The organism is Natronorubrum aibiense (assembly GCF_009392895.1).
In the GTDB taxonomy this organism is placed as follows: domain Archaea; phylum Halobacteriota; class Halobacteria; order Halobacteriales; family Natrialbaceae; genus Natronorubrum; species Natronorubrum aibiense.
On the sequence record NZ_CP045488.1, the window covers coordinates 2914749 to 2938217 of the forward strand.

21 protein-coding genes are annotated in these 23469 nt (G+C 62.9%); 10 read left to right on the forward strand and 11 right to left on the reverse strand.

The genetic code is table 11. The features are described 5' to 3' along the window. Positions 1–35: 35 nt before the first annotated feature. Positions 36–1793: a 2-oxoacid:acceptor oxidoreductase subunit alpha gene (locus GCU68_RS14395; protein ID WP_152942745.1), complete on the forward strand. Its 1758-nt coding sequence runs from the start codon at positions 36–38 to the stop codon at positions 1791–1793. Continuing rightward, a complete protein-coding gene (locus GCU68_RS14400; protein ID WP_152942747.1) occupies positions 1790–2653 on the forward strand; it encodes a 2-oxoacid:ferredoxin oxidoreductase subunit beta in 864 nt (287 codons plus the stop codon). The genes GCU68_RS14395 and GCU68_RS14400 overlap by 4 nt, the downstream gene beginning before the upstream one ends. Positions 2654–2771: 118 nt before the next feature. Here the strand turns inward: GCU68_RS14400 and GCU68_RS14405 are convergent, their stop codons facing one another. After that, positions 2772–3425 carry a DUF6517 family protein gene (locus GCU68_RS14405; protein WP_152942749.1) on the reverse strand — a complete coding sequence of 218 codons (654 nt, stop codon included), beginning with the start codon at positions 3423–3425 and terminating at the stop codon, positions 2772–2774. Between the two features lie 139 nt (positions 3426–3564). Here GCU68_RS14405 and GCU68_RS14410 point away from each other — a divergent pair, with 139 nt between their 5' ends. The 4 genes from GCU68_RS14410 to GCU68_RS14425 all read left to right on the forward strand — a co-directional run bounded on the left by GCU68_RS14410 (position 3565) and on the right by GCU68_RS14425 (position 6309). Beyond that, entirely contained in the window at positions 3565–4686 is a 1122-nt protein-coding gene (locus GCU68_RS14410) for a pyridoxal phosphate-dependent aminotransferase (RefSeq protein WP_152942751.1), read from the forward strand. 59 nt (positions 4687–4745) lie between these two features. Then, a complete protein-coding gene (locus GCU68_RS14415) occupies positions 4746–4895 on the forward strand; it encodes a hypothetical protein (RefSeq protein ID WP_152942753.1) in 150 nt (49 codons plus the stop codon). 65 nt (positions 4896–4960) lie between these two features. After that, positions 4961–5926 (forward strand): NADPH:quinone reductase, encoded by a 966-nt coding sequence (locus tag GCU68_RS14420; RefSeq protein ID WP_152942755.1) that lies wholly within the window; start codon positions 4961–4963, stop codon positions 5924–5926. A 125-nt stretch (positions 5927–6051) separates the two neighbouring features. Continuing rightward, positions 6052–6309, forward strand: coding sequence for a DUF5789 family protein (locus tag GCU68_RS14425; protein ID WP_152942757.1), 258 nt, complete (start codon positions 6052–6054; stop codon positions 6307–6309). A gap of 27 nt (positions 6310–6336) precedes the next feature. Here the strand turns inward: GCU68_RS14425 and GCU68_RS14430 are convergent, their stop codons facing one another. Together GCU68_RS14430 and GCU68_RS14435 are read right to left on the reverse strand one after the other, a co-directional pair. Beyond that, positions 6337–7344 (reverse strand): TIGR04024 family LLM class F420-dependent oxidoreductase, encoded by a 1008-nt coding sequence (locus tag GCU68_RS14430; RefSeq protein ID WP_152943732.1) that lies wholly within the window; start codon positions 7342–7344, stop codon positions 6337–6339. Between the two features lie 123 nt (positions 7345–7467). Continuing rightward, a complete protein-coding gene (locus GCU68_RS14435; protein ID WP_227014868.1) occupies positions 7468–7794 on the reverse strand; it encodes a hypothetical protein in 327 nt (108 codons plus the stop codon). A 184-nt stretch (positions 7795–7978) separates the two neighbouring features. On the opposite strand from GCU68_RS14435, the gene GCU68_RS14440 reads away from it, so the two are divergent. Then, positions 7979–9442, forward strand: coding sequence for an FAD-binding oxidoreductase (locus GCU68_RS14440; RefSeq protein WP_152942759.1), 1464 nt, complete (start codon positions 7979–7981; stop codon positions 9440–9442). Positions 9443–9632: 190 nt separating this feature from the next. On the opposite strand, the gene GCU68_RS14445 is transcribed toward GCU68_RS14440, so the two are convergent. Both GCU68_RS14445 and GCU68_RS14450 read right to left on the reverse strand, forming a co-directional pair. Continuing rightward, complete coding sequence (locus GCU68_RS14445; protein WP_152942760.1) at positions 9633–10583, reverse strand: hypothetical protein; 951 nt, start codon at positions 10581–10583, stop codon at positions 9633–9635. Positions 10584–10887: 304 nt separating this feature from the next. Beyond that, positions 10888–12579, reverse strand: coding sequence for a thiamine pyrophosphate-binding protein (locus GCU68_RS14450; RefSeq protein WP_152942762.1), 1692 nt, complete (start codon positions 12577–12579; stop codon positions 10888–10890). Positions 12580–12708: 129 nt separating this feature from the next. On the opposite strand from GCU68_RS14450, the gene GCU68_RS14455 reads away from it, so the two are divergent. Both GCU68_RS14455 and GCU68_RS14460 read left to right on the forward strand, forming a co-directional pair. Next, complete coding sequence (locus GCU68_RS14455) at positions 12709–13569, forward strand: UbiA family prenyltransferase (protein WP_152942764.1); 861 nt, start codon at positions 12709–12711, stop codon at positions 13567–13569. Positions 13570–13729: 160 nt separating this feature from the next. After that, a complete protein-coding gene (locus GCU68_RS14460; RefSeq protein WP_152943734.1) occupies positions 13730–14155 on the forward strand; it encodes an EamA family transporter in 426 nt (141 codons plus the stop codon). Between the two features lie 169 nt (positions 14156–14324). On the opposite strand, the gene GCU68_RS14465 is transcribed toward GCU68_RS14460, so the two are convergent. Beyond that, a complete protein-coding gene (locus GCU68_RS14465) occupies positions 14325–15503 on the reverse strand; it encodes a redox-regulated ATPase YchF (RefSeq protein ID WP_152943735.1) in 1179 nt (392 codons plus the stop codon). Between the two features lie 204 nt (positions 15504–15707). Further along, positions 15708–16439 carry a GNAT family N-acetyltransferase gene (locus GCU68_RS14470; protein WP_152942766.1) on the reverse strand — a complete coding sequence of 244 codons (732 nt, stop codon included), beginning with the start codon at positions 16437–16439 and terminating at the stop codon, positions 15708–15710. A gap of 308 nt (positions 16440–16747) precedes the next feature. On the opposite strand from GCU68_RS14470, the gene GCU68_RS14475 reads away from it, so the two are divergent. Further along, complete coding sequence (locus GCU68_RS14475; protein ID WP_152942768.1) at positions 16748–17200, forward strand: hypothetical protein; 453 nt, start codon at positions 16748–16750, stop codon at positions 17198–17200. Between the two features lie 28 nt (positions 17201–17228). Here the strand turns inward: GCU68_RS14475 and GCU68_RS14480 are convergent, their stop codons facing one another. From GCU68_RS14480 to GCU68_RS14495, 4 genes are all read right to left on the reverse strand, one after another. After that, positions 17229–17825, reverse strand: coding sequence for a DUF7344 domain-containing protein (locus GCU68_RS14480; protein WP_193565054.1), 597 nt, complete (start codon positions 17823–17825; stop codon positions 17229–17231). Positions 17826–18317: 492 nt separating this feature from the next. Beyond that, on the reverse strand, positions 18318–19007 hold the full coding sequence (locus tag GCU68_RS14485; RefSeq protein WP_152942770.1) for a helix-turn-helix domain-containing protein: 690 nt from the start codon (positions 19005–19007) through the stop codon (positions 18318–18320). A 579-nt stretch (positions 19008–19586) separates the two neighbouring features. Continuing rightward, positions 19587–22997, reverse strand: coding sequence for a PAS domain S-box protein (locus GCU68_RS14490; protein ID WP_152942772.1), 3411 nt, complete (start codon positions 22995–22997; stop codon positions 19587–19589). A gap of 106 nt (positions 22998–23103) precedes the next feature. Further along, positions 23104–23403: a hypothetical protein gene (locus tag GCU68_RS14495; RefSeq protein ID WP_152942773.1), complete on the reverse strand. Its 300-nt coding sequence runs from the start codon at positions 23401–23403 to the stop codon at positions 23104–23106. Between the last annotated feature and the right edge of the window lie 66 nt (positions 23404–23469).

Consider the following 23469-nt stretch of genomic DNA (forward strand, 5'->3'; position numbering starts at 1 on the left):
CCTTTTCATTTACTGGGGAAAAGGGTCTGCATAACATGGCTGAGGATCTCAACTGGGCGGTCGGAGGTGAAGCCGGTGATGGTATCGACTCCACCGGTAAAATCTTCGCTCAGGCACTTTCCCGAGCCGGACGGCACGTATTCACGTCGAAAGACTTCGCGTCGCGAATCCGCGGCGGCTACACAGCCTACAAGATTCGCACCTCTGTCGACCGGGTCCAGAGCGTCGTTGACCGACTGGACATCCTGGTTGCGCTGACACAGCGAACCATCGACGAGAATCTCGACGAGCTCCACGAGGACAGCGCCATCATCTACGACGGCGAACGCTCGTGGGAGGCCGAGATTCCCGAGGAGATGAACGCAGTCGACGTCCCGCTGAAATCCCTCGCCGAAGACGCCGGTGGCGCAATCATGCGCAACATCGTCGCCCTCGGTGCCGCATGTGAGATTACCGGCTTCGACGTCGAGTACCTCGACGAAGCCTTAGAGAAGCGTTTCGGTGGCAAAGGGTCGAAGATCGTCGAAAACAACAAGGAAGCCGCCCGCGCAGGACAGGAGTACGTCCAAGAGCACTACGACTTAGATCACCTCGGCTACGACCTCGAGACGACCGACAACGACTACGTCCTCCTCAACGGTAACGAGGCGGTCGGGATGGGTGCCCTCGCCGCTGGCTGTCGGTTCTACGCCGGTTATCCGATCACGCCCGCGACCTCCATCATGGAGTACCTGACGGGCCGAATCGAAGAGTACGGCGGCCACGTCGTGCAGGCCGAAGACGAACTGTCGGCGATCAACATGGCCCTCGGTGGCGCTCGCGCTGGTGCGCGATCGATGACCGCGACGTCCGGCGCCGGGATCGACCTCATGACCGAGACGTTCGGACTGGTTGCAACCAGCGAAACGCCGCTGGTCATCGCCGACGTTCAGCGATCGGGTCCCTCGACGGGAATGCCGACGAAACAAGAGCAGGGCGACCTCAACATGGCCCTGTACGGTGGCCACGGCGAAGTGCCACGCTTCGTCGTCGCTCCGACCTCGATCGACGAGTGTTTCTGGAAGACCATCGAGGCGTTCAACCTCGCCGAAAAGTACCAGACACCAGTGTTCCTGGTCTCGGATCTGGCAATGTCTGTCACCGAGCAGACGTTCGCGCCCGAAACGTTCGACATGGACGCCGTCGAGATCGACCGCGGCAAACTCGTGGACGACGACAGTGTCGACGAGTGGCTCGACGAACAGGGCCGATTCCGCGCCCACGCCGTCACCGACGACGGCGTCAGCCCGCGTGCCATTCCGGGAACGATCGACGGTGCCCACATGAGCACGGGTCTCGAGCACGACGAACTCGGTCGCCGAACCGAAGACCAAGACGAGCGCGTCCAGCAGGTCGACAAGCGCAACCGGAAGGTCGAGACCGCAAAAGAAACCGAATCGTGGGACTACCGCGAGTTCGGCGACGAAGACGCCGACAACCTCATCATCTCGTGGGGCTCCAACGAAGGCGCACTCGCCGAAGCCCTCGAGTACCTCGAGGACGACGGGATCGACGTCCGCGTCATCTCGGTGCCATACATCTTCCCACGACCGGACCTCTCCGATGAGATTGACGCTGCCGACGAGACGATCGTCGTCGAGTGTAACGCGACCGGACAGTTCGCGGATCTCCTCGAGCACGACACGCTTACCCGACTCAAGCGCATCAACAAGTACACCGGCGTCCGCTTCAAGGCGGACGAACTCGCCGAACAGATCACCGAGAAACTCTCCGAAGAGGTGCCAGCACAATGAGCTCCGACGTCCGATTCACTGACTTCAAATCCGACAAGCAGCCGACCTGGTGTCCCGGGTGCGGCGACTTCGGGACGATGAACGGCATGATGAAAGCCCTCGCCGAAACCGGCAACGACCCCGACAACACGTTCGTGGTCGCCGGGATCGGCTGTTCCGGCAAGATCGGGACCTACATGCACAGCTACGCCCTCCACGGGGTCCACGGCCGTGCACTTCCCGTCGGAACCGGTGTCAAGATGGCCCGACCGGACATCGAAGTGATGGTCGCCGGTGGTGACGGTGACGGCTACTCGATCGGTGCCGGCCACTTCGTCCACGCTGTCCGCCGGAACGTCGACATGACCTACTGTGTCATGGACAACCGGATCTACGGGCTGACGAAAGGGCAGGCCTCACCGACCTCGCGGTCGGACTTCGAGACCTCGACGACGCCCGAAGGACCGAAACAGCCGCCGGTCAACCCGCTCGCGCTCGCACTCGCCTCGGGCGCGTCCTTCATCGCTCAGTCGTTCTCCTCCGACGCACTGCGCCACCAGGAGATCGTCCAGAAGGCCGTCGAACACGACGGCTTCGGCTTCGTCAACGTCTTCAGCCCGTGTGTCACGTTCAACGACGTCGACACCTACGACTACTTCCGCGACAACCTGGTCGACCTCAAAGAGGAGGACCACGACCCAACCAACTACGAGGCTGCCAAACAGGTCATCCTCGACAGCAACAAGGAGTACCAGGGTGTCATGTATCAGGACGAAGACTCCGTCCCGTACCACGAACAACACGGCGTCACCGAAGACATGTCCGAGATTCCGGACGGCGCACCCGACGACGCGATGGACCTCGTCCGCGAGTTCTACTAACTCACACCCGACGCTTCGCAGATCGATTTTTCGGCTGTGCTCTCGAGTCGAGTAGCAACGGCTGGGACGAGAGACGCTACGCGACGGAGCAAAAAATCGTCACATGACTCGAGACCGCTCAGACGGGATGTTCGACGGACTCCATCAGGACTTCGGTGTTCGCCGATTCCTCGGCCAACGGGGCCGGATAGCTGCCCAGCAGGACGATGATATCGTCGTTGTGGCTGAACGACGAGAGGACGATTTCGACGTCGATCGGCTCGCCCTCGAGTTCACTTTCGCCCTCGAAGACGTCGACTTCCCGCTCCTCGCTGAGAATTTCGAGGTCGAACGACTCCTGATGGGTGACGTTCTCGATCGAGCGGTCGCTCTCGAGTTCGCTCAGGAACTCCTCGAGGAGTTGCTCGTTGTTCATATTCGCGATCGGATTGGCCGAGTAGCCGAGCACCGAAAAGTCCGGGATCGAGACGGCGGCGAAGACGCTCCCCTCGTGGGTGTGGCCCTGATACTCGATCTCTTTCGCGTACACGGAGGTCCAGACCGTCGCCCGAACGTCGCGTTCGACGCCGACGTCGATCGTCTCCTCAAGCGATCGGTCCGTGATCTCTCGTTCGCCGTAGCCGGTTTCGGCGAGCGCCTCGTCGGTCGGGGCGACCCGTTTGGCCTCGAGCTCGAGCGGACCGGTGCCACGAACGAAATCGAGACAGCCAGCCGTCAGTGCGAGCGTTCCGGTCGCGCCGGCAGCGAGAAGGCGTCGTCGAGAGTACGTCATTACCAGAGTACTGCGCTGGCGGCCGTATAGTGGTTTCGTCACGTTCTGTCCTGTAGACAAGAACGTCACGGAGTGCGACTAATCGGGATCGACCGTTCACACATCAAGAGTTATCGGGGTCGCCACCTCCCGTTTAGGCATGACCGAGTTCGCACATCGAGTCGAGCAGGTGTCGATCAGCGGCATTCGGAAAGTGTTCGAGGCCGCAGGCGACGACGCGATCAATCTCGGAATCGGCCAGCCGGACTTTCCGACGCCCGCCCACGCCCGTCGAGGCGCGATCGAGGCGATCGAATCGGGCCTGACCGACGCATACACCTCGAACAAGGGGACACACAGCCTCCGTGAAGCGATCTCGGCGAAGTACGAGCGCGACTACGGCCTCGAGATCGATCCTGAAGACGTAATCGCGACGTCGGGGGGCAGCGAGGCGCTGCATCTCGTTCTCCAGGCCCACGTCGATCCGGGCGAGGAAGTGATCTTTCCCGATCCAGGCTTCGTCTCGTACGACGCTCTGACCAAGATCGCCGACGGGACGCCCAAACCCGTCCCGTTGCGCGAGGATCTGACGCTCGATCCCGCGACGGTCGAAGAGGCCATCACGGACGACACCGCCGTTTTCGTCGTCAACAGCCCGGCCAACCCGACAGGCGCGGTCCAGAGCGAAGACGACATGCGCGAGTTCGCCCGCATCGCCGACGAACACGACGTACTCTGTCTCTCGGATGAGGTGTACGAACACATAGTCTTCGAGGGCACACACCACCCGCCGATGCAGTTCGCCGAGACGGACAACGTCGTCACCGTCAGCGCCTGCTCGAAAACCTACTCGATGACTGGCTGGCGACTCGGCTGGGTCGTCGGCTCGAATCGCCGTATCGAACGGATGCTGCGAGTCCACCAGTACGGCCAAGCCTGTGCCTCCGCGCCCGCACAGTACGCCGCCGAAGCCGCGCTGACGGGACCACAGGAGCCCGTCGACGAGATGGTCGACGCCTTCGAACAGCGTCGCGACGTCGTGCTTGATGGCCTCGAGGACGCCGGCCTCGAAGTCCCAAAACCCGAAGGGGCGTTCTACGTCATGCCGAAAGTGCCGGAGGGCTGGTGTGATGAAGTGCTCGACCGGGGCGTCGTCGTCGTGCCCGGCGACGCCTTCGGTGCGAACGGAGAAGGCTACGCTCGACTCTCGTATGCAACGAGCACTGAGCAGTTGAAAGAGGCACTCGAGATCATCGACGAGGCGACACAGGCCGTGCGCTAGACTCGGGAACGACCGAACCGGGTGACGATTGTAATCGAATCGCACAGTTCGAGTGAAACATGGCCGAGAGTCTCATCGAATCGCTGGTGTTCGCGCTCGCGCTTATCGCGGGGCTCGTCACCCTCTCGCTCCCGTGGCTCGCAATCGATTGGTGGACCGCAAACTGGTCATCTGAGGATCACGACGCCGACGAGTCGGACGACAGGTAAAATGGATACGGCGAGAGGTACGGAACTGTACGCTTATACGGATCTGTGGCGTGTGCTCGAACGTCATGCGAGCTGTACGCCTTCACGAACACGGTGACGCGGACGTACTGCAGGTAGATGAGATCGATCGGCCCGAGCCCGACAGCGACGAACTGCTCGTCGAGGTAGCTGCTGCGGGGGTCAACCCCGTCGACACCTACTTCCGGGATGGTTCCTACGAGCCGGTTTCGGTCCCCTTCACGCCGGGCGTCGACGTCGCCGGCGTCGTCGCGGAAACCGGCGCGGCCGTCACGGGGTTTGAAGAAGGCGACCGCGTCTTTGGCACCGGCATCGGCAACGCCTCTGCACAGGGCGCGTACGCCGAGTACGCGACGATTCCGACGGATCGCGTCGTCCACCTCCCCGACGACGCGGACCTGACCGAAGCCGGCGCGGCGGGCGTCGTTGCCGTCACCGCCTGGCGCGCGCTGGTCGACCACGCGGCTCTCGATCCCGCCGAGTACTGTCTCGTCCACGGCGGCTCCGGCGGCGTCGGTCACGCTGCCGTCCAGATCGGGGCCGCGGTCAGCGCCCGCGTCATTACCACCGCGTCCGAGGCCTACCACGACGACCTCGAGGCGCTCGGTGCCGAAACCGTCCTCGACTACGCACGCGACGACCTCGCCGAGGCCACGCTCGAGGCCAGCGACGGCGGCGTCGACGTGATCCTCGACCACCGGCTGGACGACTACCTCCAGTTCGACGCGGACGTCGCCGCGACGGGCGCCCGCGTCGTCGGCATCGGCGAGAACAGTCCCGATCCGGCATTTACGAACGACGGAGCCGCCCGCTCGAAAGACGTCAGCTACCAGTTCATGAGTATGTTCAACACGCCGGATCTGCGCGTCCCGCTGCGGGGCGTGGCCCATCTCATGGCGACGGACGCGCTGTCGATCGAGATCGCCCGAAGCTACGACCTCGAGGAGGCCGGGCAGGCCCAGCGTGACGTGATGACCGAGAGCATCCTCGGGAAACTCGCCATCGAGCCCTGAGACGGCGACGACTGCACACCGGCGTCGAGCTACTCGAGGGAGTCGAATCTCGATCGAGAGCCATCAGACGATCCAGAAATCCGACTCATCCATACCGCTAAGCCGACGGCAGTCGTGGCTGTCCTATGGGACAAGCTGTCAAGCTCAATGGCCTTGAGACGGTGCTCGAGGACCTCGACTACCCGATCTCACAGACCGCAGCCGTCGATCAGTGTGACGACGTGACGCTGATCCTCGCCGAGGGAGAGGTAAACCTCGGCGAGACCGTTGCTGACTCGAGTGGTGACACGTTCGAGTCGATGGATGATCTGGAAACGGAGGTGTTCAACCTGCTTCCCCGGAACGCTGTCGGAGAACCCTACCAGTCCGAAGGGGAAGGATAGTGAAGGCAGCGACGGCGTGCGAGGCCGCTACGCCAGTTCGCTGACCGCGTCCATCGTCGCCGTCTTTTCGGCTTCGGTTAGCCCGTCGACGAAACCGATGCGGACGGCGTCGACGCCGTCGATAGCGGCGTAGTCGGCGACCCACTCGCGGACCTCGTCGGGCGTTCCCGCGGGAGCCAGTTCGTCGAGGACCTCGTCCGGCAGGGCGGCGGCCATCGCGTCGGTATCCCGCTCACCCCACGCGTCTCGAATCTCGGAAACGACCTCGGGATAGCCCTGCTCGGCGACCGAATCGCCGTAGTAGGGGCCGTAGGCACCGAGCATGAAGGCGATCGTCGAGCGGGCTTTCTCGCGTGCCGCCTCGCGATCCTCGCTTGCGACGCCGCGAACGATCGGCGCGACGCGCAGCTCCTCGAGCGACTTATCTGCGAGGTCGGCCCCGCGAGCGAGATCCTCGAGGCGTTCCTCGAGGCCGTCTCTCGTGAACATCTGCGGCGCCCAGCCGTCGCCGAAGCGGCCGGCCATCTCGGTCGCTTTCGGCCCGAGGGTGGCGAGGTCGATCGGCGGCGGATTCTCGGGGACGTCGCGTTCGTAGTTGAGGCCGGCGATGTCGAAGATTTCGCCCTCGTAGGCCGGTGAGCCGGTTTCGTAGACTGCGCGGATGATCTCGACGGCCTCCCGGGTGCGTCGCAGCGGGCGCTCGAAGGCCTTCCCGTGCCAGCGCTCGGTGATCGCGGGCGAACTCGGGCCGAGTCCCAGTCTGAAGCGGCCGTCGGAGGCATCGTGCAGCGTCAGCGCCGTCTGGGCGAGCATGGCGGGCGAGCGCCCGAACGGCGAGATGACGTCGTTGGAGATACCGAGTTCGTCGGTGCGATCGGCCGCGAGCGTCAGCGGCGGCACGATGTTCCAGCCGGTCGTCTCGCCGACGGTGATTCGGTCGAATCCCATCTCTTCGGCCTGAACCGCTCGGTCGGCGACGTTCTGTGGGGTCTCGTAGTCGTTGAGACTCACCAGCAGGTCCAGTTCGGCGTTCACGCGTGGTCCCTCCGCGGCGACTGTCGGTTCGTGTGACTGTTGTGCATCATCAGCTACCGCGTTACCGACTCTCATAAAATGTAGCGGTCTCGAGAAGCGCCGTTCGAGTGTGTCCGAGCGCCGTCACTGCCCATCTGATGGGGATTCGAGGATCGCCCGACAGATCCGCTTCGCCGACTCGAGGTGGGCGTCTGCGTCCTCGTGGCCGGTGTCGTCGATCTCCGAGAGCAGCTCCCGAACCGTTGCGACGCGCTCGCGAGCCGTCGCGTCCTCGAGGTCGCTCGTCGCGGCGTCGGCGGCGATCGCTTCGGCTTCGCCGAGCCAGCGACTCGCGGTCCGGTCGACGGGACCGTCGGCGGTCGCCTCGAGTTGGTTGGAGAGGTGTCGGACCTGCTCGGCGATCCCACGCTCACTGTCGTCGGCTGCCGCTGGGGGCGAGTCGTCGGTCACTGATGGGGGTACGACGGCGAGTCTCGTAACTGTTGGCTGGCAGCCGGCGATCAGTCGCGGCTCGTCGCCGACGGCGACGGTCGACCGTTGGGTCGACTCGCGACTCGGTTCGTTCGACAGTGGTGCCTCGAGGGCGAGCCGAGACGTGGAAAACGTTGATACCGAACGCCGCCAACGTGGGCGTATGACACACGATTGTTCGTTTCTCGAGGCGCTCGACCTCGAGGACGACCAGTTCTCCGTCGCCGAGAGCCGACGCGACGCACACGCCGCCGACTGGGGTGCAGAACAGCGCGGTGAGGGCGTCCGGCCCGACGCGGTCGTCTGGCCCGAGTCCACGGCCGACGTGTCGGCCGTTCTCGCGGCAGCGACTGACCGCGGCGTTCCCGTCACGCCCTACGCGGCGGGAACCGGGCTCGAGGGAAACGCCGTCCCCGCCGACGGCGGGATCAGCCTCGATCTGACCCGGATGGACGACGTCGTTGAGTACCGGCCCGACGACTTCCAGATCGACGTCGGCCCCGGGGTCATCGGCTCGGCCGTCGACGAGTACGTCGCCCCCGACGGCCTCTTTTTCCCGCCGCTGCCCTCGTCGGGCGATATCTCGACGATCGGCGGCATGATCGCCACCGACGCCAGCGGGATGACGACCGTCAGATACGGCGAGGTCGCCGACTGGGTACTCGGCCTCGAGGCCGTGTTGGCCGACGGCACCGTCATCGAGACGGGCTCGCGAGCGATCAAGACCTCGAGTGGCTACAATCTGACCGAGCTCATTGTCGGCAGCGAGGGCACGCTCGCGGTCGTCACCGAGGCGACGCTGGAACTCGCGGGGCGACCCGAGCAGATCCGCGGCGGGCGAGCCATCTTCGAGACGCTCGATGATGCCGCCGAAGCCGTTTTCGAGGCGGTGCGGACGGACGTCGACGTCGCCCGAATCGAACTCGTCGACGGGTTGAGCGCCCGGATGGCCAACGCGTATCTCGATGCCGACCTGCCGGACGCACCGATGGTCTTTCTCGAGTTCCACGCCAACCACGGCATCGACGAGGAGATCGCGCTCTGTCGAACGATCTTCGAGGACCACGACGTCGCCCGCTTCGAGATGAGCGACGACGACGCCGAGATGGATGCCCTCTGGCGAGCGCGCCGGGAACTGGCCTACGCGGTCGCCAGCTACGATCCCGACCTCGAGTCGCTCCATCCTGGCGACGTGACGGTGCCGATTAGCCAGTATCCCGAGATCGTCCACGAAACCAAGCGACTCGCCGCCGAAGCCGACCTGTTGGCCCCCTGTTTCGGTCATGCGGGCGACGGCAACCTCCACTACTCTGTCCTCGTCGACCCCGACGACGTGGCGATGGTCGAACGCGGCGAGGAGTTGTACGCCGCCATCGTCGAGCGAGCGATCGAAATGGGCGGGACGGCAACCGGCGAACACGGCGTCGGGCAGGGCAAACGCGAGTATCTCGAGGCCGAACACGGTGCTGGCGCGGTCGAAACGATGCGCCGGATCAAACGTGCACTCGACCCGACGGGAACGCTGAATCCGGGGAAGGTCTTCCCCGAGACCGCGCGGGGTGAGCGGGTTCGTGAGGACAGCGCGCTCGAGGCGACGGAAACCGAACGTCCCCACAGCGACCGTTGAAAGCGCCTTCGAGACGTAGCCGAAGTCTTCAGGTGGCAGCCGCTATCGGCGGCCACTCGTTCTATCGTCGGATTCGTACTGTCGGGTACGCGATGGGACGCAGTGACGGTCATACGGATTGCTGTCCCGATGTACCGCCGATTGCCGACCCGTTCTGGCGATCGGCGGTCAGTGACGACGGGAAACCGTATCAGTGGCTCCGATCGCCGTCTCCGTGGAATTGCTTGAAGTTCTCGATGGTAATGGCAATCGCGTCCCGAGCCGGTACGTCATGGACCACATACGCCGTCGGATAGCGACCCGCTCTGGCGTACGTTTCGGGTTGCGCGATCTCTCGCCGATCGGTATCGGAATGCGACCGAAGGTATGCCCGGGTGAGCATCGGTTCGACAAACGTCAGCTCCGCAGTGCCGTCACCGTCCGGGTCGGAGGCTCCCCAGATGAGCGTGTTCGTGAACGGCCCATCGTTCATCTCGGGTACGGTTGGGTCGACCATGTGTTCGCCCATGTCGGTGATGACCCGCTCGTCTACGACTGGGTCTCGAGTGTATCCCTCGGGAACGTATCTGGCCGGGAGGTCGTACGTCGGCGCGGCCGGCCCGGAGATGGCGTCGACGGTTTCGACCGGCCACATGTGGAAGTGAACGTCGAAGTGTGGTTCCGTCCAGACGCCGTCCGGCGGGTGACCGGTCGGGTTCCAGTTCAGCCCGAGGAACGTAAACGGGGTCGTGTCCGTCTCGGGGAACTGAAGGAAAAACTCCAGAGACCACTTGTGATGGATGATCGCGGATGCACCGTTCGGGCCGTATTTGTCCGTGTAGACATCCTCGCCCGACTTCGCAAGCTCGTTGGCCGACGGGAGCCCCTCGAGTGCGGCCCGCTCCAGAAAGAGCCCGTAACACTCCGGAAGCCCCGATGGCGTCACCGTTGTGAACGGCTTCGCCTCACCGTTCCCGAGGGTGACGGGCTTTCCCCACACAGTCGTATCGGCCGGGGGAAATTCAGTGTCGGTGGCGGCACTCGTCAGCCTACTCGTTCCGATAGCCGTTCCGATCGTGGCCACGGCCCCAACGAACTGACGCCTCCCGACCGTGAACCGGTTGCGATCTGTTTTTCGCTCTCGGGTGTGCTCTCGTGTCATTGCTGAACGATCTCGAGTCTGCTCGAGACGGGAACGCTCTCGGCGAGCGGACGCCTCGTATAGACCCACCAGTCAGTACGACACTGCACGTTATCGGTAGCTGATGGGATTCTAAGCGGTCGATGAACGGATATGCTCGCCATAGCGGATGGGGTATCCGTTACCACCTCGTGGGTTATCGTCCTATCGGATAGTTAACAGTAACTGACCGGTTTCGATGTCGCGCATGCAGCGACGGTCGATAGCGTCGATACCAACCGACTGTCCGTTTTCGCTGCCGGCGGCGACTACCGATCCGCTCGAGTCAGTCGTGGACCAACACGTCGAGCACGTCGACGCCCTCACGTGCCAGCGCGCCCTCGAGCGCCCCCTCGATCTCGTCGGGCGTCTCGACGAGTTCGGCGCGAGCACCGTGGCTCTTTGCGTTCTGGACGAAGTCGACGGCTGGCTCGAAGTCGATCCCGGTGAACGCGTAGTCGTCCTCCGCGCCGCCCATGAGTTTCAGCGTGTTGTCCTTCAGGATGCGGTAGTTACGGTTGTCCGAGATGACGACCGTGAGGTCGGCGTCGTGACGAGCCGCGCTGTAGATCGCGTGGGGGTAGTAGAGATAGGAGCCGTCGCCGATGAAGCCGACGACGTCGCGCGGGTCGTCGCGCTGGCCTTCGGCGATGGCTGCACCCACGGACGCGGGGAGCCCGTAGCCGAGGCCGCCGCCCTTGTTCGAGATGTACTGCTCGGGCGCGAGGTCCCAGCGGGCGAGCATCGCATACTTCGAGGTGATCCCCTCGTCGACGACGTACGCGTCGCCGGCCACGCGCTCCATCGCGTCGACGAGTTCGGCTTTCGAGGCTCGGGGGTCGTCTTCGGCGTCACCCGTCCCCATCCCGGCTAGCTTCGGTGCGACCATCTCCTTGACCCCTGCCACGTGCTCGAGGCGTTCCTCGACGGTCGCGTCGGAAATGCGTTCTCGGACGCGCTCGAGCAGCCCTTGGAGGATCAAGCCGGGATCACCCACGATGGCTGCGTCGGCGGGCTGGTTCTTGCCGACTTGCCAGTCGTCGTCGCTGAGATGGATACAGGTCGTCTCTGAGTCAACCAGCGCTTCCTCATGGCGCGTCAGCGTCGTGTTGGTCGAACAACCGGCGAAGACGACCGTGTCGGTGTCGAGCAACATCCGGGCGAGGTCTTCGTTCGGCGGGATGTAGGAGACCCACTGGTCGTGGTCGGTCGGGAAGTCCACCTCGGAAGCGAGGATCTCGCCGTGGACGCGAGCGCCGGTCGCCTCCGCGAGGTCGACTGCCGCGGTGACGGAATCTGCGCCCGACCGCGCGACGTGGTCACCGACGACCAGCACCGGGTTCTCGGCCTCGGCCAGCAGATCGGCGGCACGCTCGAGTTGGGCTGGATCGCCGCCGCCGGCGTTCGGAATCGGGCCGAGCCGTTCGGGCTCGGCGTCGGTTTCGGCCAGCATGACGTCGAGCGGGAGGCCGAGGAAGACGGGCCCGGTCGGCGGCGTCATCGCGACGCGAAACGCCCGCCGGAGCATCGTCGGCAACGCGGCGACGTCCAACACCTCGTCGGACCACTTGCAGAACTGCTCGGCCATCCCGGCGAGCTCGCCGCTCAGAATCGGTTCTTCGTGGCGGAAGTCGGTGCTGTGGTTGCCCGCGGTGACGACCAGCGGCGCGCCGGTGACTTTGGCAGCGTAGAGGTTGCCGAGGCCGTGGGCCAGCCCCGGCGCGATGTGGAGGTTTACCACCCCGACGGGCGTGATCGAGTTGTCGTGGTGGGCATGATACCGTCGCGTCTGGGCGTAGCCCGAGGCCGTCCCGACCGCGATGTCCTCGTGGAGTCCCAGTACGTACTCGAGGCCGCTCGTGCCGATCGATTCGATGATCGGCAGCTCCGTCGTCCCCGGATTGCCGAAGACGTAGTCGACGCCGTAGGACTCGAGTGCATCAGTGAAGAGATCAGCGCCGGTGTACTCTGCTGTCATGGCTGTCTGTGGTACGTGACCTCACATCAACCTGTGCGTTTCGGAAGGGGATCCGTCTCGTCAACTGCCGGTTGCACCGACTGCCGGGCCGGGTGGGGTATTATATCTCAGTTCGTTGTCGCTCGAGGCATGGCCCTCGCGAGAGCCGACCGCGGTGTCGACGCGACCGCGCGGGCGTTCTGGTCGCAGGTGCATCCCGTGTTCATGACGCCGCCGCTTGCAGCCTCGCTGTTCGGGGCGATTCTGGCGGGGCGCCTCGAGGCGACGCTCGCAGTGGTCCACGTCGTCGCGATGTTCGCAGCGGTCTACACCGCCCACGTCAAAGACGGCTACGTCGATTTTTACGTCCGCGGCGAGGACGACGACCACCCGCTGACCGAACGCGGCTGTCGGGTTGCACTCGTACTTTCGACAGCAACCGTTGCCCTGTGTTGTCTCCTCCTGTTCGTCTTCGTCGACTGGGTCGCAGCCGCGCTGGTGCTGCCGACGTGGGTGATCGCCTACCACCACGCCCCCCAACTCGATATGCACCCCGTGACGGCGACGGTGGGTTACCCGCTTGGCATCGCGCTCTCGCTCGTCGGCGGGTTCTACGTTCAGGCCGAGACGATCACCGCCGTTCCGCTCGGCTTTGCGCTCGTTTTTCTCGTGCTCCTCTCAGGGATCAAAGTCATCGACGACGCACAGGATTACGACTACGACCGCTCGATCGAGAAGCGAACCGTCGCCGTGCTAGTCGGGCCCCGACGCGCGCACACGATCGCCTACGGGATGATGGGGGCTGCGTTGCTCACCGTCGTCGCCCTCGCGCTCGCTCGAGTCTTTCCCCCGACAGCGATGCTCGCGGCGCTCGCCTTTGCCGCAGTCGGGACTATCGCCCGGCGAGCCACGCCCGAAATCGCGACGATGTTGCTCATCCGCGGCTCGTACGTGTTTCTGGCCGTTCTCGTCGCCGCAGTCTGGTTCGAGCCGCTGGCTCCACTCATCTGAAACGCTCACTACGGATACGAACTGAGCGGCGGAATCTGTTCGTTGAGCCGTGTCGCATATACAGCACACTAGCGCGCTCTATTCTTGAACGGAGGCTATTTAAGAATCACAGATAATGAAGGGGGAGATGTTTTTCAGTGGCGATGTTGATCGAATACTGATGGGTTTCCCCGAGATAGATTCGGCCGTTTTCTTTGGTTCGATTACGATGGTAACGTGGGGAATCTGGGTCGTCTTGGGCAACGCGGCGTCGGAGTCCATCGACCCGAGGACGGCCGCCGCAATTTCCTATCTGGTTGCGGGACCCCTTGCGCTCGTATTCATTATCGTTTCAGACGCATCGCTCACCATTACTGCGAGAGGAGGGCTGCTCGCTGGCACGGCCGGATTGTTCACCGGAATCGGTCTTATTTCGATGTACGTTGGCCTCTCCGGAGGGTCAACGACAATCGTCTCTACTCTCGGTGCGATGTACTTCGTCGTCGCAGCCATCATCGGTATGGTCGTCCTCGGAGACGAAGTTACGATAACGAGGCTTGCCGGGATCGCGTTCGCAGTTCTTGGGGTCGTCTTGGTTACCCGATAGAGCAGCCCCACATAACTGTTGGGTATGGAACACGACTATCGAAAAACGCGAGACGAGGCGAATCTGTCTTGATAGAGTAGATTCCAATCTACAGCGTTCCATCGTTTCTTGTACTAATCACCGCGCGAGACTAAAACGCAAATAGAAGTAGTGGTTTGTGTGAAAGGTCTCAATTAGTACTCACGATCTTGATTACGTCACCTTCCTCGAGTTCGTAACTGTCGCTGACCTCTCGGCTGGTCTTTGCGTTGATGGCATGGAGGTAGCCGTCGCCGATGTCGGAGTGGACGGCGTAGGCGAGATCGACTGGTGTCGAGCCGTCGGGCAGGAGGAAGGCGTCGGGAAGAACGTTGCCGCTGCCGTCGGACCACTTCGAGGCGTCCTCGACCGGATAGGCGGTGATGTGCTCGAGCAGATCGTAGACGGCGTAATCGAGCGCCGACTGAACGCCGGTGCCGTCCCACTCGGCCATCGTCTCGGCGAGTCCCTCAAGAGCCTCGCGCTGGGCGTCGGTGACGTCGTCGCCGATCTCGAGGCTCTCGTCGCCGGGGTCGTAGTCGACGAGGCCGTTGTCCGCGGCCCGGCGGAGTGCGAGTTCGCCCTCTGCGGTGGTCGGGATCACGGGTTTGTCGAGCTCGAGCAGTTTCTCGACGTTTTCCTGTGGCGCGACGTCGATCTTGTTCGCCGCGACGACGATCGGTTTGGTGCGCTGGCGGACGTCGCGGGCGAGCGCCTCGCGGTGGTGGTCTTCCCACTGGATGGGGTCGTCGGGGTAGTCGAGGTCCCGCAAGACGATGGCGATCTGGGTCGGCGAGGCACCGAAGCCAGAGAGCATGTCTGCGAGCGCGTCGTCGATGTCGAAATCAGGCGATCGGGATTTTCGTTCGATGGACTCCCAGTTGCGCTCGACGATGCCGGCCAGCCAAAGGTCCATCTCCTCTTCGACGAAGTCGATGTCCTCGAGCGGGTCGTGCTCGCCGACGTCGACCGGTTCGCCCTTCTCGTTGGTGCCGCCGGAGGCGTCGATGACGTTGACGATCACGTCCGCGTTCGTGAGTTCGTCCAAGAACTGGTTGCCGAGCCCCTTCCCCTCGTGAGCGCCGGGGACGAGTCCCGCGACGTCTAACAGTTCGATCGGGACGTAGCGCTTGCCGTCCTCGCAGTTGTCGGCGTTACAGCGCTCGTCGCGCTCGAGACACGGACACTCGGTCCGGACGTAGCTGACGCCTCGGTTGGCGTCGATGGTGGTAAAGGGGTAGTTGGCGACGTCGACCTCCGCCATCGTCGCCGCAGTGTAGAACGTGGACTTGCCGGCGTTTGGCTTTCCGGCAAGCGCGATCGAAAGCATGCCTTCCCGTAGCATCGTCCGTTCAAATTGTCTTTCGATTCCAGCGCTGGATTACGCGTGGAAATCGGGAAATGACGGCAAAAACGGCGGGAGTCCTGCGTCGCAAACGGGACTGGGAGTCTCGAGAAGCCGAGGTACGTGGAGCCCGTGCGTTCGCTCATCGGCCGCGGTCGCGGTCGAACCAGTAACGCGAGCGGAGCGTGGCTACAGTTCCAGCGCCATCATCACCTCGTCGACGTACCGGCCATCGAGTTTGTAGTGGTCCTCCCGGATCGCCTCGATCTCCCAGTCGTGGTCCTCGAGGAACGCGATCGCGTCGTCGTTGCTCGAGGGAACGCTCTGGTAGACGCGCTCGTAGCCGTTCGCACCGGCCCACTCGAGGCCCCGTGAGAGGAGATGGGAGCCGATCCCGTGCCCGCGGTACTCCTCGATGACGCCGACGGTGAGTTCGGCGGTGTGTGACAGTTTCTCGAGTTCTGGGGCGTGGATATGGACCCATCCGACGACCTCATCGTCGACGGTGGCGACGAAAAACATCCGCGACTCGAGTTCGTTGTGCCGGAGCAGGGCCTCTTGGTGGTCGATCTCGTCGGCGACGCTTTCGGCCTCGATGTAGGTCTTCTCTTCGGCGACCTGCCGAATCGCGCCGATGATCCCCGTCAGGTCTTCCTGTCTGGCCGGCCGGATGTGGAACTCGAGGTCGTCGGCGACGTACTCCTCTTCGGCCCCCGCATCGATCGTCACCCGAAGTGTCCCGTCGGCTTCCTCGAGTCGCCCGTCGCGTTTGAGGATCGCAACATGGTGTCGGAACGCACCCGGTTCGATACCGAGGTGCCGGCGCGTGTCGTCCGGATCCACCGCCCCGTGGCGCTCGACGTACTCGTAGATCTGTTTTCGGTCGTCGTGACCGAATTCGAGCGGTTGACTAGACGCCATGGTCGGTGATACCACAACACAATACTTAATCCTTGGCTGGCCGCGTTCGACCGCTCTTGGCAGTCGCACCGCCACAACAGACCAGTGTGTTCGAGCCGCGCTCTCTATTCAGACGTGAACGCGCTCACGGCGGGCCGACGACGGGGGCTCGAGGCCGATGGCGGCGACCTGTCGGCTCGGGTTCGGTCGCTCGTACTTAATATCTACACAGGTGAATCCGGATCGACTTTCAGTTCTGGTTCGTCCTTTCGAACGCGCGAGATGGCAGCACAGAATTGGGAAACTCGGTGTCTCGCTTCCGTCGTCCAATGAGTGGAACTGTGGTGGTTGCTGGCGGTCTGCTCGTCTGTACGGTCCTCCTCGGATTGGTCGCTCACGAGTGTACGCACGCGCTGGTCTTGGGTCTCGCCCGCGTCGAGTACACCGTGACCTTCGCCCCCGAACGGACTGACGGCATCATCGGACTCGTGACGAGTTGTCCGTGGGCCGTCGTCCAGCCGCACCCGACTGGCCGGGAGTCGGCTACGGTCCTCCGAATTGCTGCACTCGCGCCGCTGGTCCTCGCGATTCCCGTCTTCGGGCTGGGAGTCAGTGGCCACCTGTCGGTCGAGTCGCCGCTCGCAACGGCGGTCGGGATCGGCTGGCTCGCCTGTGCGATCCCCAGCCCGCAGGACTTTTCGGTCGCGTTCTACGCCCATCGAGCGCTCGAGGCCGTCCCTACCAATAGCAACACGGCGACACCCGTTTCCCGCGCCGATTGACGGTCGTCGCACCGTCGCCGTGGGCTTGTCACTGCGGCCTCGAGTTCGACTCACTGTTCTCCCGAACGGCGTAGGCGTGGACGGTCGTCACCGCCGCAATGACGACGGTGACGCCTGCCGCTGCGAGGGCCCACGGAATCGAGACGAGACCGACCGAAATCGCCGCAAGAACAAGTCCACAGCTGCCGATCGCGGCTGCATACCGTCGTGGCCATGGATCGCGGTCCGTCGACGACTCGAGTCCGGTTAGATACGGCACGAGGTCGGCGGCAAGCGGTGTCGGCTCGATCGTTCCCCGATCCTTATCGTAGTCGATAATCCCATGCGTGTCGAGTTTCGGGAGGTGTGTCTGATACAACGAGATATAGACACGCTGGCGCTGGCTCGAGGTCAGGTCGTCGACCGTCGTCCCCGCTTCCCAGGCGGCGACCTGTTCGGCGAGCGCACGCAGTCGAACTCGTCCCTCGGTGCGGTGGAGATAGCGGAGCACGTCACGCCGGCGACGTGTCTGCAAGATGTGGTAGACGTCATCCGGCTCGAGTTGCGCCGGGACGCCGTCGGGTTCGGCGTCCAGAGATACGCCTTGGCCATCGGTCACGTCGGTTTGGGACGCAGAACTCACCATCGTCGGTACTACCCCCGCAGAGAACAGTTAAGTATTTTGGCTGTTCCGGGCGCTCGAGTCGACACACGGTGCGACTCGAAAACGGAAGACGGCCATGAAAAACGGCCGTCGGATCTCATGAGCGTGACCACACAGCCACGAGTGGCCACTGTGATTGAGCACGAGTGATCTATCGGCGCATGTCGGTGCACTCGATCGTGCATCGCGGGGATCAGCTACCACGCCGACAACACATCTTTTGTTACGTCCAATAATAAAACTATCCACTAGGGCAGATACGACTGTTCTCGAGTTTAGACTATACATATGTCCAATTGTTATGAGTGAATTACAATAACCCAATATTTCTGTCCGAGCAGAGCGAGAAAACTACGGTTCTGTCAGCTATCGCTGGCCACCGCAGCCGTATCGGTGTCGGCCGAGCGCGATATACGGGGTTCCTGTAAGCACCGGCGAGGGACAAAGATGGACGGCAAGAAACGACGGGAAGCCCTACAGATCGATCGGCGTCGGTTGCATTCGGTCGGTTAACTCGGCGGTGACGAGTGCAGCGTGACACCGGCGGAGCCGTTCGGAAAGCGCCTGGTGTGATACGTCCAGTTCCGCCGCGAGTTCCTTGAGCGTGATCTTGCGGGGTATATCGAAGTAGCCGAGTTCGTGGGCCTTACAGATCGTCTCATACTGTGTCCGTGTCAGCGGCGTCTGCGCGCTCGCGAAATCGTTCGTGCCGGCGAGACGCGTGACTTCGACGTTGAACTCGTACTGTTCGAACAGCGCGTAACACTCCGAGAGCGCTTCTCGTTCGTGAAAGAGCAGCTTGACCGCCCACGTCCCGTCCTCACCGCAGGCCGCCAGAATCGCCCCCTCGTTTTCCGCGACGATCTGCTGGAACAGTTTGAGGGCATCTCCGAACTCGAGTCGGAACAACCACCGGTCGCGCTCGTCATCGTCGACGGGGTGTTGTTCGCGGTCGCCATCGGTTAAACTCGCGATCACGTCGACCGAGGGATCCGCCTCGAGTGCTTCGCGGACGGTTTCGATGTCCGGGCCCGACGTCCAGACCAGCGGCGGCGAATCACCGATCATCCCGCCGATCTGGCACTCGAACGTCGGAACCGTCTCGAACGTCCGAGCAGCCCCGAGTCGGTCAGCCGGAATCTCGAGTTCGACGACTGTCGTCATCAGGAAAACCCACCACAAAGATCTATAGACCCGTTGGGTTTCCGGTAGCCTTTCCCGCCTCCCAGTTCAGAATACTGTTCGTTTTACCATAATTTCTTCGAAAGTAACCAGTCGTAGTCGAACGAATAATCAGAACCCTGTGGTCGATTACACTGCCCAGCCACGGCGATACATCGCTCGAAAGATGTCATCGACGGAGTGACGTGTGATTCGTTCACTGATGTTCTCAGTGATAGACAGTGCCAAAAAGCTATAAGAGCGTTGTGGGCAAATATTTAGCCGACCGGGTTGTGGAACTTGGTCGACAGGGAATGCGGGGCTGCCGGTATCGATTTTCTCGTCTCGGCGAACCAACTGACGACGCAAACGGGGACCGCTATCCTCGGCCGAGACGTTTCGTAACACCGTCGCTCTCTACAATAGGCAACCGTAACGGTTCGAACCGCTCCCATCGTCGACTGCTCGATCAGTCGCAAAACTATAAAACGTCGGATCCGGCAGTCGACGCATTATCGTCACAACGGAACCGAGTGACACACATGTCGCACAGTTGTCGTGCGATGCGGTGTGCAGTGACTATCAGTGGATATCGGTACCGGTCACGGCCGGAAGCGTCACCGAGAACGTCGATCCCTCGCCGGGTTCGGAGTCGACCCAGATCTCGCCGCCGTGGCGCTCGATTATCCGCTGACAGAGCGCCAGTCCGATTCCCGTCCCCGGATGCTCTTCACGGCTGTGGAGGCGCTGAAACACCTCGAAAATGCGTTCTTGCTCGTCGGGTTCAATACCGATCCCGTTATCCGAGATGTCGATCTGCCAGCGGGATTCGATCCGTTCAGCTGTAACGTCGATTCTGGGCGGGTCGTCGTCGCTGTACTCGATCGCGTTCGAAAAGAGGTTCTGAAAGACCTGTCGAAGCTGGTCGCTGTCACCGCGAACGGTCGGCAGGTCGCCGACTGTGACGTCGGCATTCGACTCCTCGATCCGGAGGCGGAGATCCTCGAGAACGTCATCGATGACCAGCTCGAGATCGGCCGGTTCGAACGGATCACCTTGCGTCTCGACACGCGAGTACTGCAACAGTCCGTCGATCATCTCGCGCATTCGATCAGCGCCGTCGACGGCGTACTCGATGAACTCCCGGCCGTCTGCATCGAGTTCGTCAGCGTACTGATCCTCGATCAACTGGAGGTAACTCGAGACCATCCGTAACGGCTCCTGTAGATCGTGGGACGCAGCGTAGGCGAACTGTTCTAATCGTTCGTTCGACGCCTCGAGTTTGCGCTGGTACTCCTTTCGTTCGGTGATGTCGGCGAACGTGATGACTGCGCCAGTGATCTCACCGTCGTCTTCTAAGGGGGTCGCACTCACTGACACCCAGATCCGCTGATCGTCGGCCCGGCGAATCCCCAACTCGAGGTCGTGGATCGTCTCGCCGTCTTCGAAGACGCGAACGGGCGGCGCTTCGGGCGGCGAGATCGGCTCCCCATCCGGTCGAATCGGATCCAACTGGTCGAGGTTCCGTGTGAGATCGCCCAGTTCTGCCTCCATGTAGCCGAGGATGTCCTGTGCACGAGAGTTAACCCGCTCGAGACTCCCCGTCGCGTCGAGCGTGACGATCCCAACTGGGCTGGTATCGATGATTCGCTCGACGAGGTTTCGTTCCTCCCGCAGCGCTCGTTCGCGACGGTTGCGTTCGGTAACGTCCTGTGCCATCGTCATTCCGGCGAACACGTCACCCTGTTCGTCGACGATCGGAACGACCCGAACGACCCACTCCCGTCCGGCATACGTGAGCTCGATCGACTGCCTCGAGCCGTCGAGAGCCGCCTCGAACGCCGGTTCGAGCACATTGGCGATCGACTCGTCCCACGCGTCCCGGACGTGCTTGCCCTCGATATCGGCCGGTTTGACGGGGATGTCCGCGAAGGCCTTTCCGGCAGCCAGCGTGTACTCGAGGTCGAGATCGAACAGAGCCACGATTCCGTTCGGGAAGTTCTCGACGAGCGTCCGATACCGGCGTTCCGACTCCGCGAGTTTGCGCTCTCGCCTCTTTCGCTCGGTGATATCACGGAAGTAGACCGACAGTCCAGTCTCGGACGGATAGGCGTGGGTCTCGAACCACGTCTCGAGTGGGTCGGGATAGTAGAGTTCGAACGACGTCGGCTCTTGAGCCGCCATTGCGTGCTCGTACTCCCGCCTGAGCTTCGAATCGGCACCCCACTCGAGCACCTCCCAGAGATTTCGCCCGAGAAGTTGGTCCCCCTCGAAACCGATGACTTCGTGCGCGCGGTCGTTTGCGTAGGTGATCGTCCAGTCGTCGTCGAGTGCGTAGAACGCCTCGGTGATCCGACTGAGAATCGACTCGAGTTCGCTCTCGAGTTCACGTTCGCGTTCTTTGAGGGCGGTGACGTCTTCGGCGGTCGCGACGACCCGGTCGACCGACCCCGCGTCGTCGGTGATCGGGACGGCGTTGACGACGACCCACCGGCGCTCGTCAGTTTCCGTCTCCGGTTCGACTCGGAGGACGCGATCGGACACCGATTCACCCGTCCGTAACGCCTGCGTGTACGGATGGGACGTGTTGGAAACCGATTCGCCGCTCTCGTCGTACACCAGGTCGCTCGAGAACGGGTTCGTCTCGAGTTCGTCTTCGTCGTCCCCGAAGATTTCCCGGTACCGGTCGTTGACGCGAGTCACCGTGCCGTCCACATCGAAGACGATGGTCCCGACCGGACTGGCCTCGAGGATCCGATCGATTAGATCGCGTTCGCGCTGGAGTTGCTGTTCGCGCTCGCGGCGGTCGGTCATATCTCGAGTCACCTTCAGGTAGCCCTGATGGGTCCCGTCGGAGTCCGTGACTGCGGTGAGCGTTACGTTCGCCCAGAATCGCGAGCCGTCCTTTCTGACGCGCCACCCTTCGTCCTCGACCGATCCGGTCTTCGTCGCGCGCTCGAGGATCCGTTCGGGGACGTTCGCCGCTCGGTCGGCGTCGGTGTAGAACGTCGAGATATGTTCGCCGAGTATCTCCTCGCTGTCGTAGCCTTTGATCTGTCTCGCCCCCTCGTTCCAGCTGCTGATCCGGCCCGACGGGTCGAGTCGGAAGATCGCATACTCCTCGACTGCGTCGACCAGCGAACGAAACCGCTTCTCGCTCTCCTCGAGTGCGCCTTCCGAGCGCTTCCGATCGGTGATATCGTAGTAGAGTTCGACCCGGCCGCCGGCGAACTGGCCCGACTGGATCGGTTTGCTCCGGTGTTCGAGCCACCGTTCTTTCCGCACCGTCGCCGCGTCGGCGGTCACTCGACACTCGAAGCGCTCGACACCCGTGTTGTCGTCGTACGTCGCGAACACGGTCTCGGCGAACGTGTCTGGATCGGCAAACCGCTCTTTGAGACGCTCGTCGATCAGCGTCCGTTTATCCCATCCGATGATCGCCTCGCGGTCGAAGCCGAAGTACGTCGCGATCGACTCATCGGCCCATCTGACGGTGAAGTCCTCGTCGAGGATTAACACGCCCACGTCGGCCTCATCGAGGACGTTCGCGATCGACTCGAACGACGTCGCTGCCGACTCGAGAGATCCCTGTCGGTCGCGAACGACACCGATCGTCCCGGTCCACTCGTCACCCTCCGTCACCGCATTGTGGCGCACCTCACAGGGCAGTCGCGTGCCCGCTGCCGTCTGGATCGTCACCTCGAGGGAGTCGGGTTCGGTGTCGACCTCGAGTTGGGAACGGATCGTGCGGTCGATCTGTTCGGCGTCGCGATCGTCGACGAGCCGTGAGACGTGCTCACCGACGAGTTTCTCGCGGTCATACCCCGTCGTCTCGACGATGGTTTCGTCGACTGCAACGATGCATCCCTCGGTGTCGAGTTGATAGACACCGTCGTCGATCGTTTCGACGAGCACCCGATATCGCTGGAGCGCCACGTCGTCGTCGACGTCTCCCCAGAACGTCCGTCCAGTGGCGTCCGCTCGATCGCTCATATGTTTCCTGCTCGCTCTTGAATCGGATAAACCCCGTGTCGAGACAGCCTGCGCCACGGATGACTGTCAGGTGGAACGGCATCGATCGGCCCCGTCGCGACACCCGTCAGATCGATCGGCGGAACCCACACGACGGACACTGCATCATCCCGTCAGCGATCAGGAGGCAACTCCGTTCACAGCGGTCACACGGCCCGCCGATCGACACGTTCGACTGTCGGGCGACAGCGTGGAGCGTCCGCTCGAGCAGCTGCAGTTTCGATTCCGTCCGTTCCAGCCGATCCGTCACGTCCCGCAGCTGGGACTCGGCCCGCTCGAGGCGCATCGTCGTCTCCTCGAGACGGGTTCGGACTGCGTCATGGCTCCGCTCGCGGTCGCCAGTCCGGGTGGGGATTCGGGGAGTCATCGAAACGGGTACGCGACCAGCGGCTATATAGATCACCCCTGATCAGTCACGGTTCTGTTATGATCG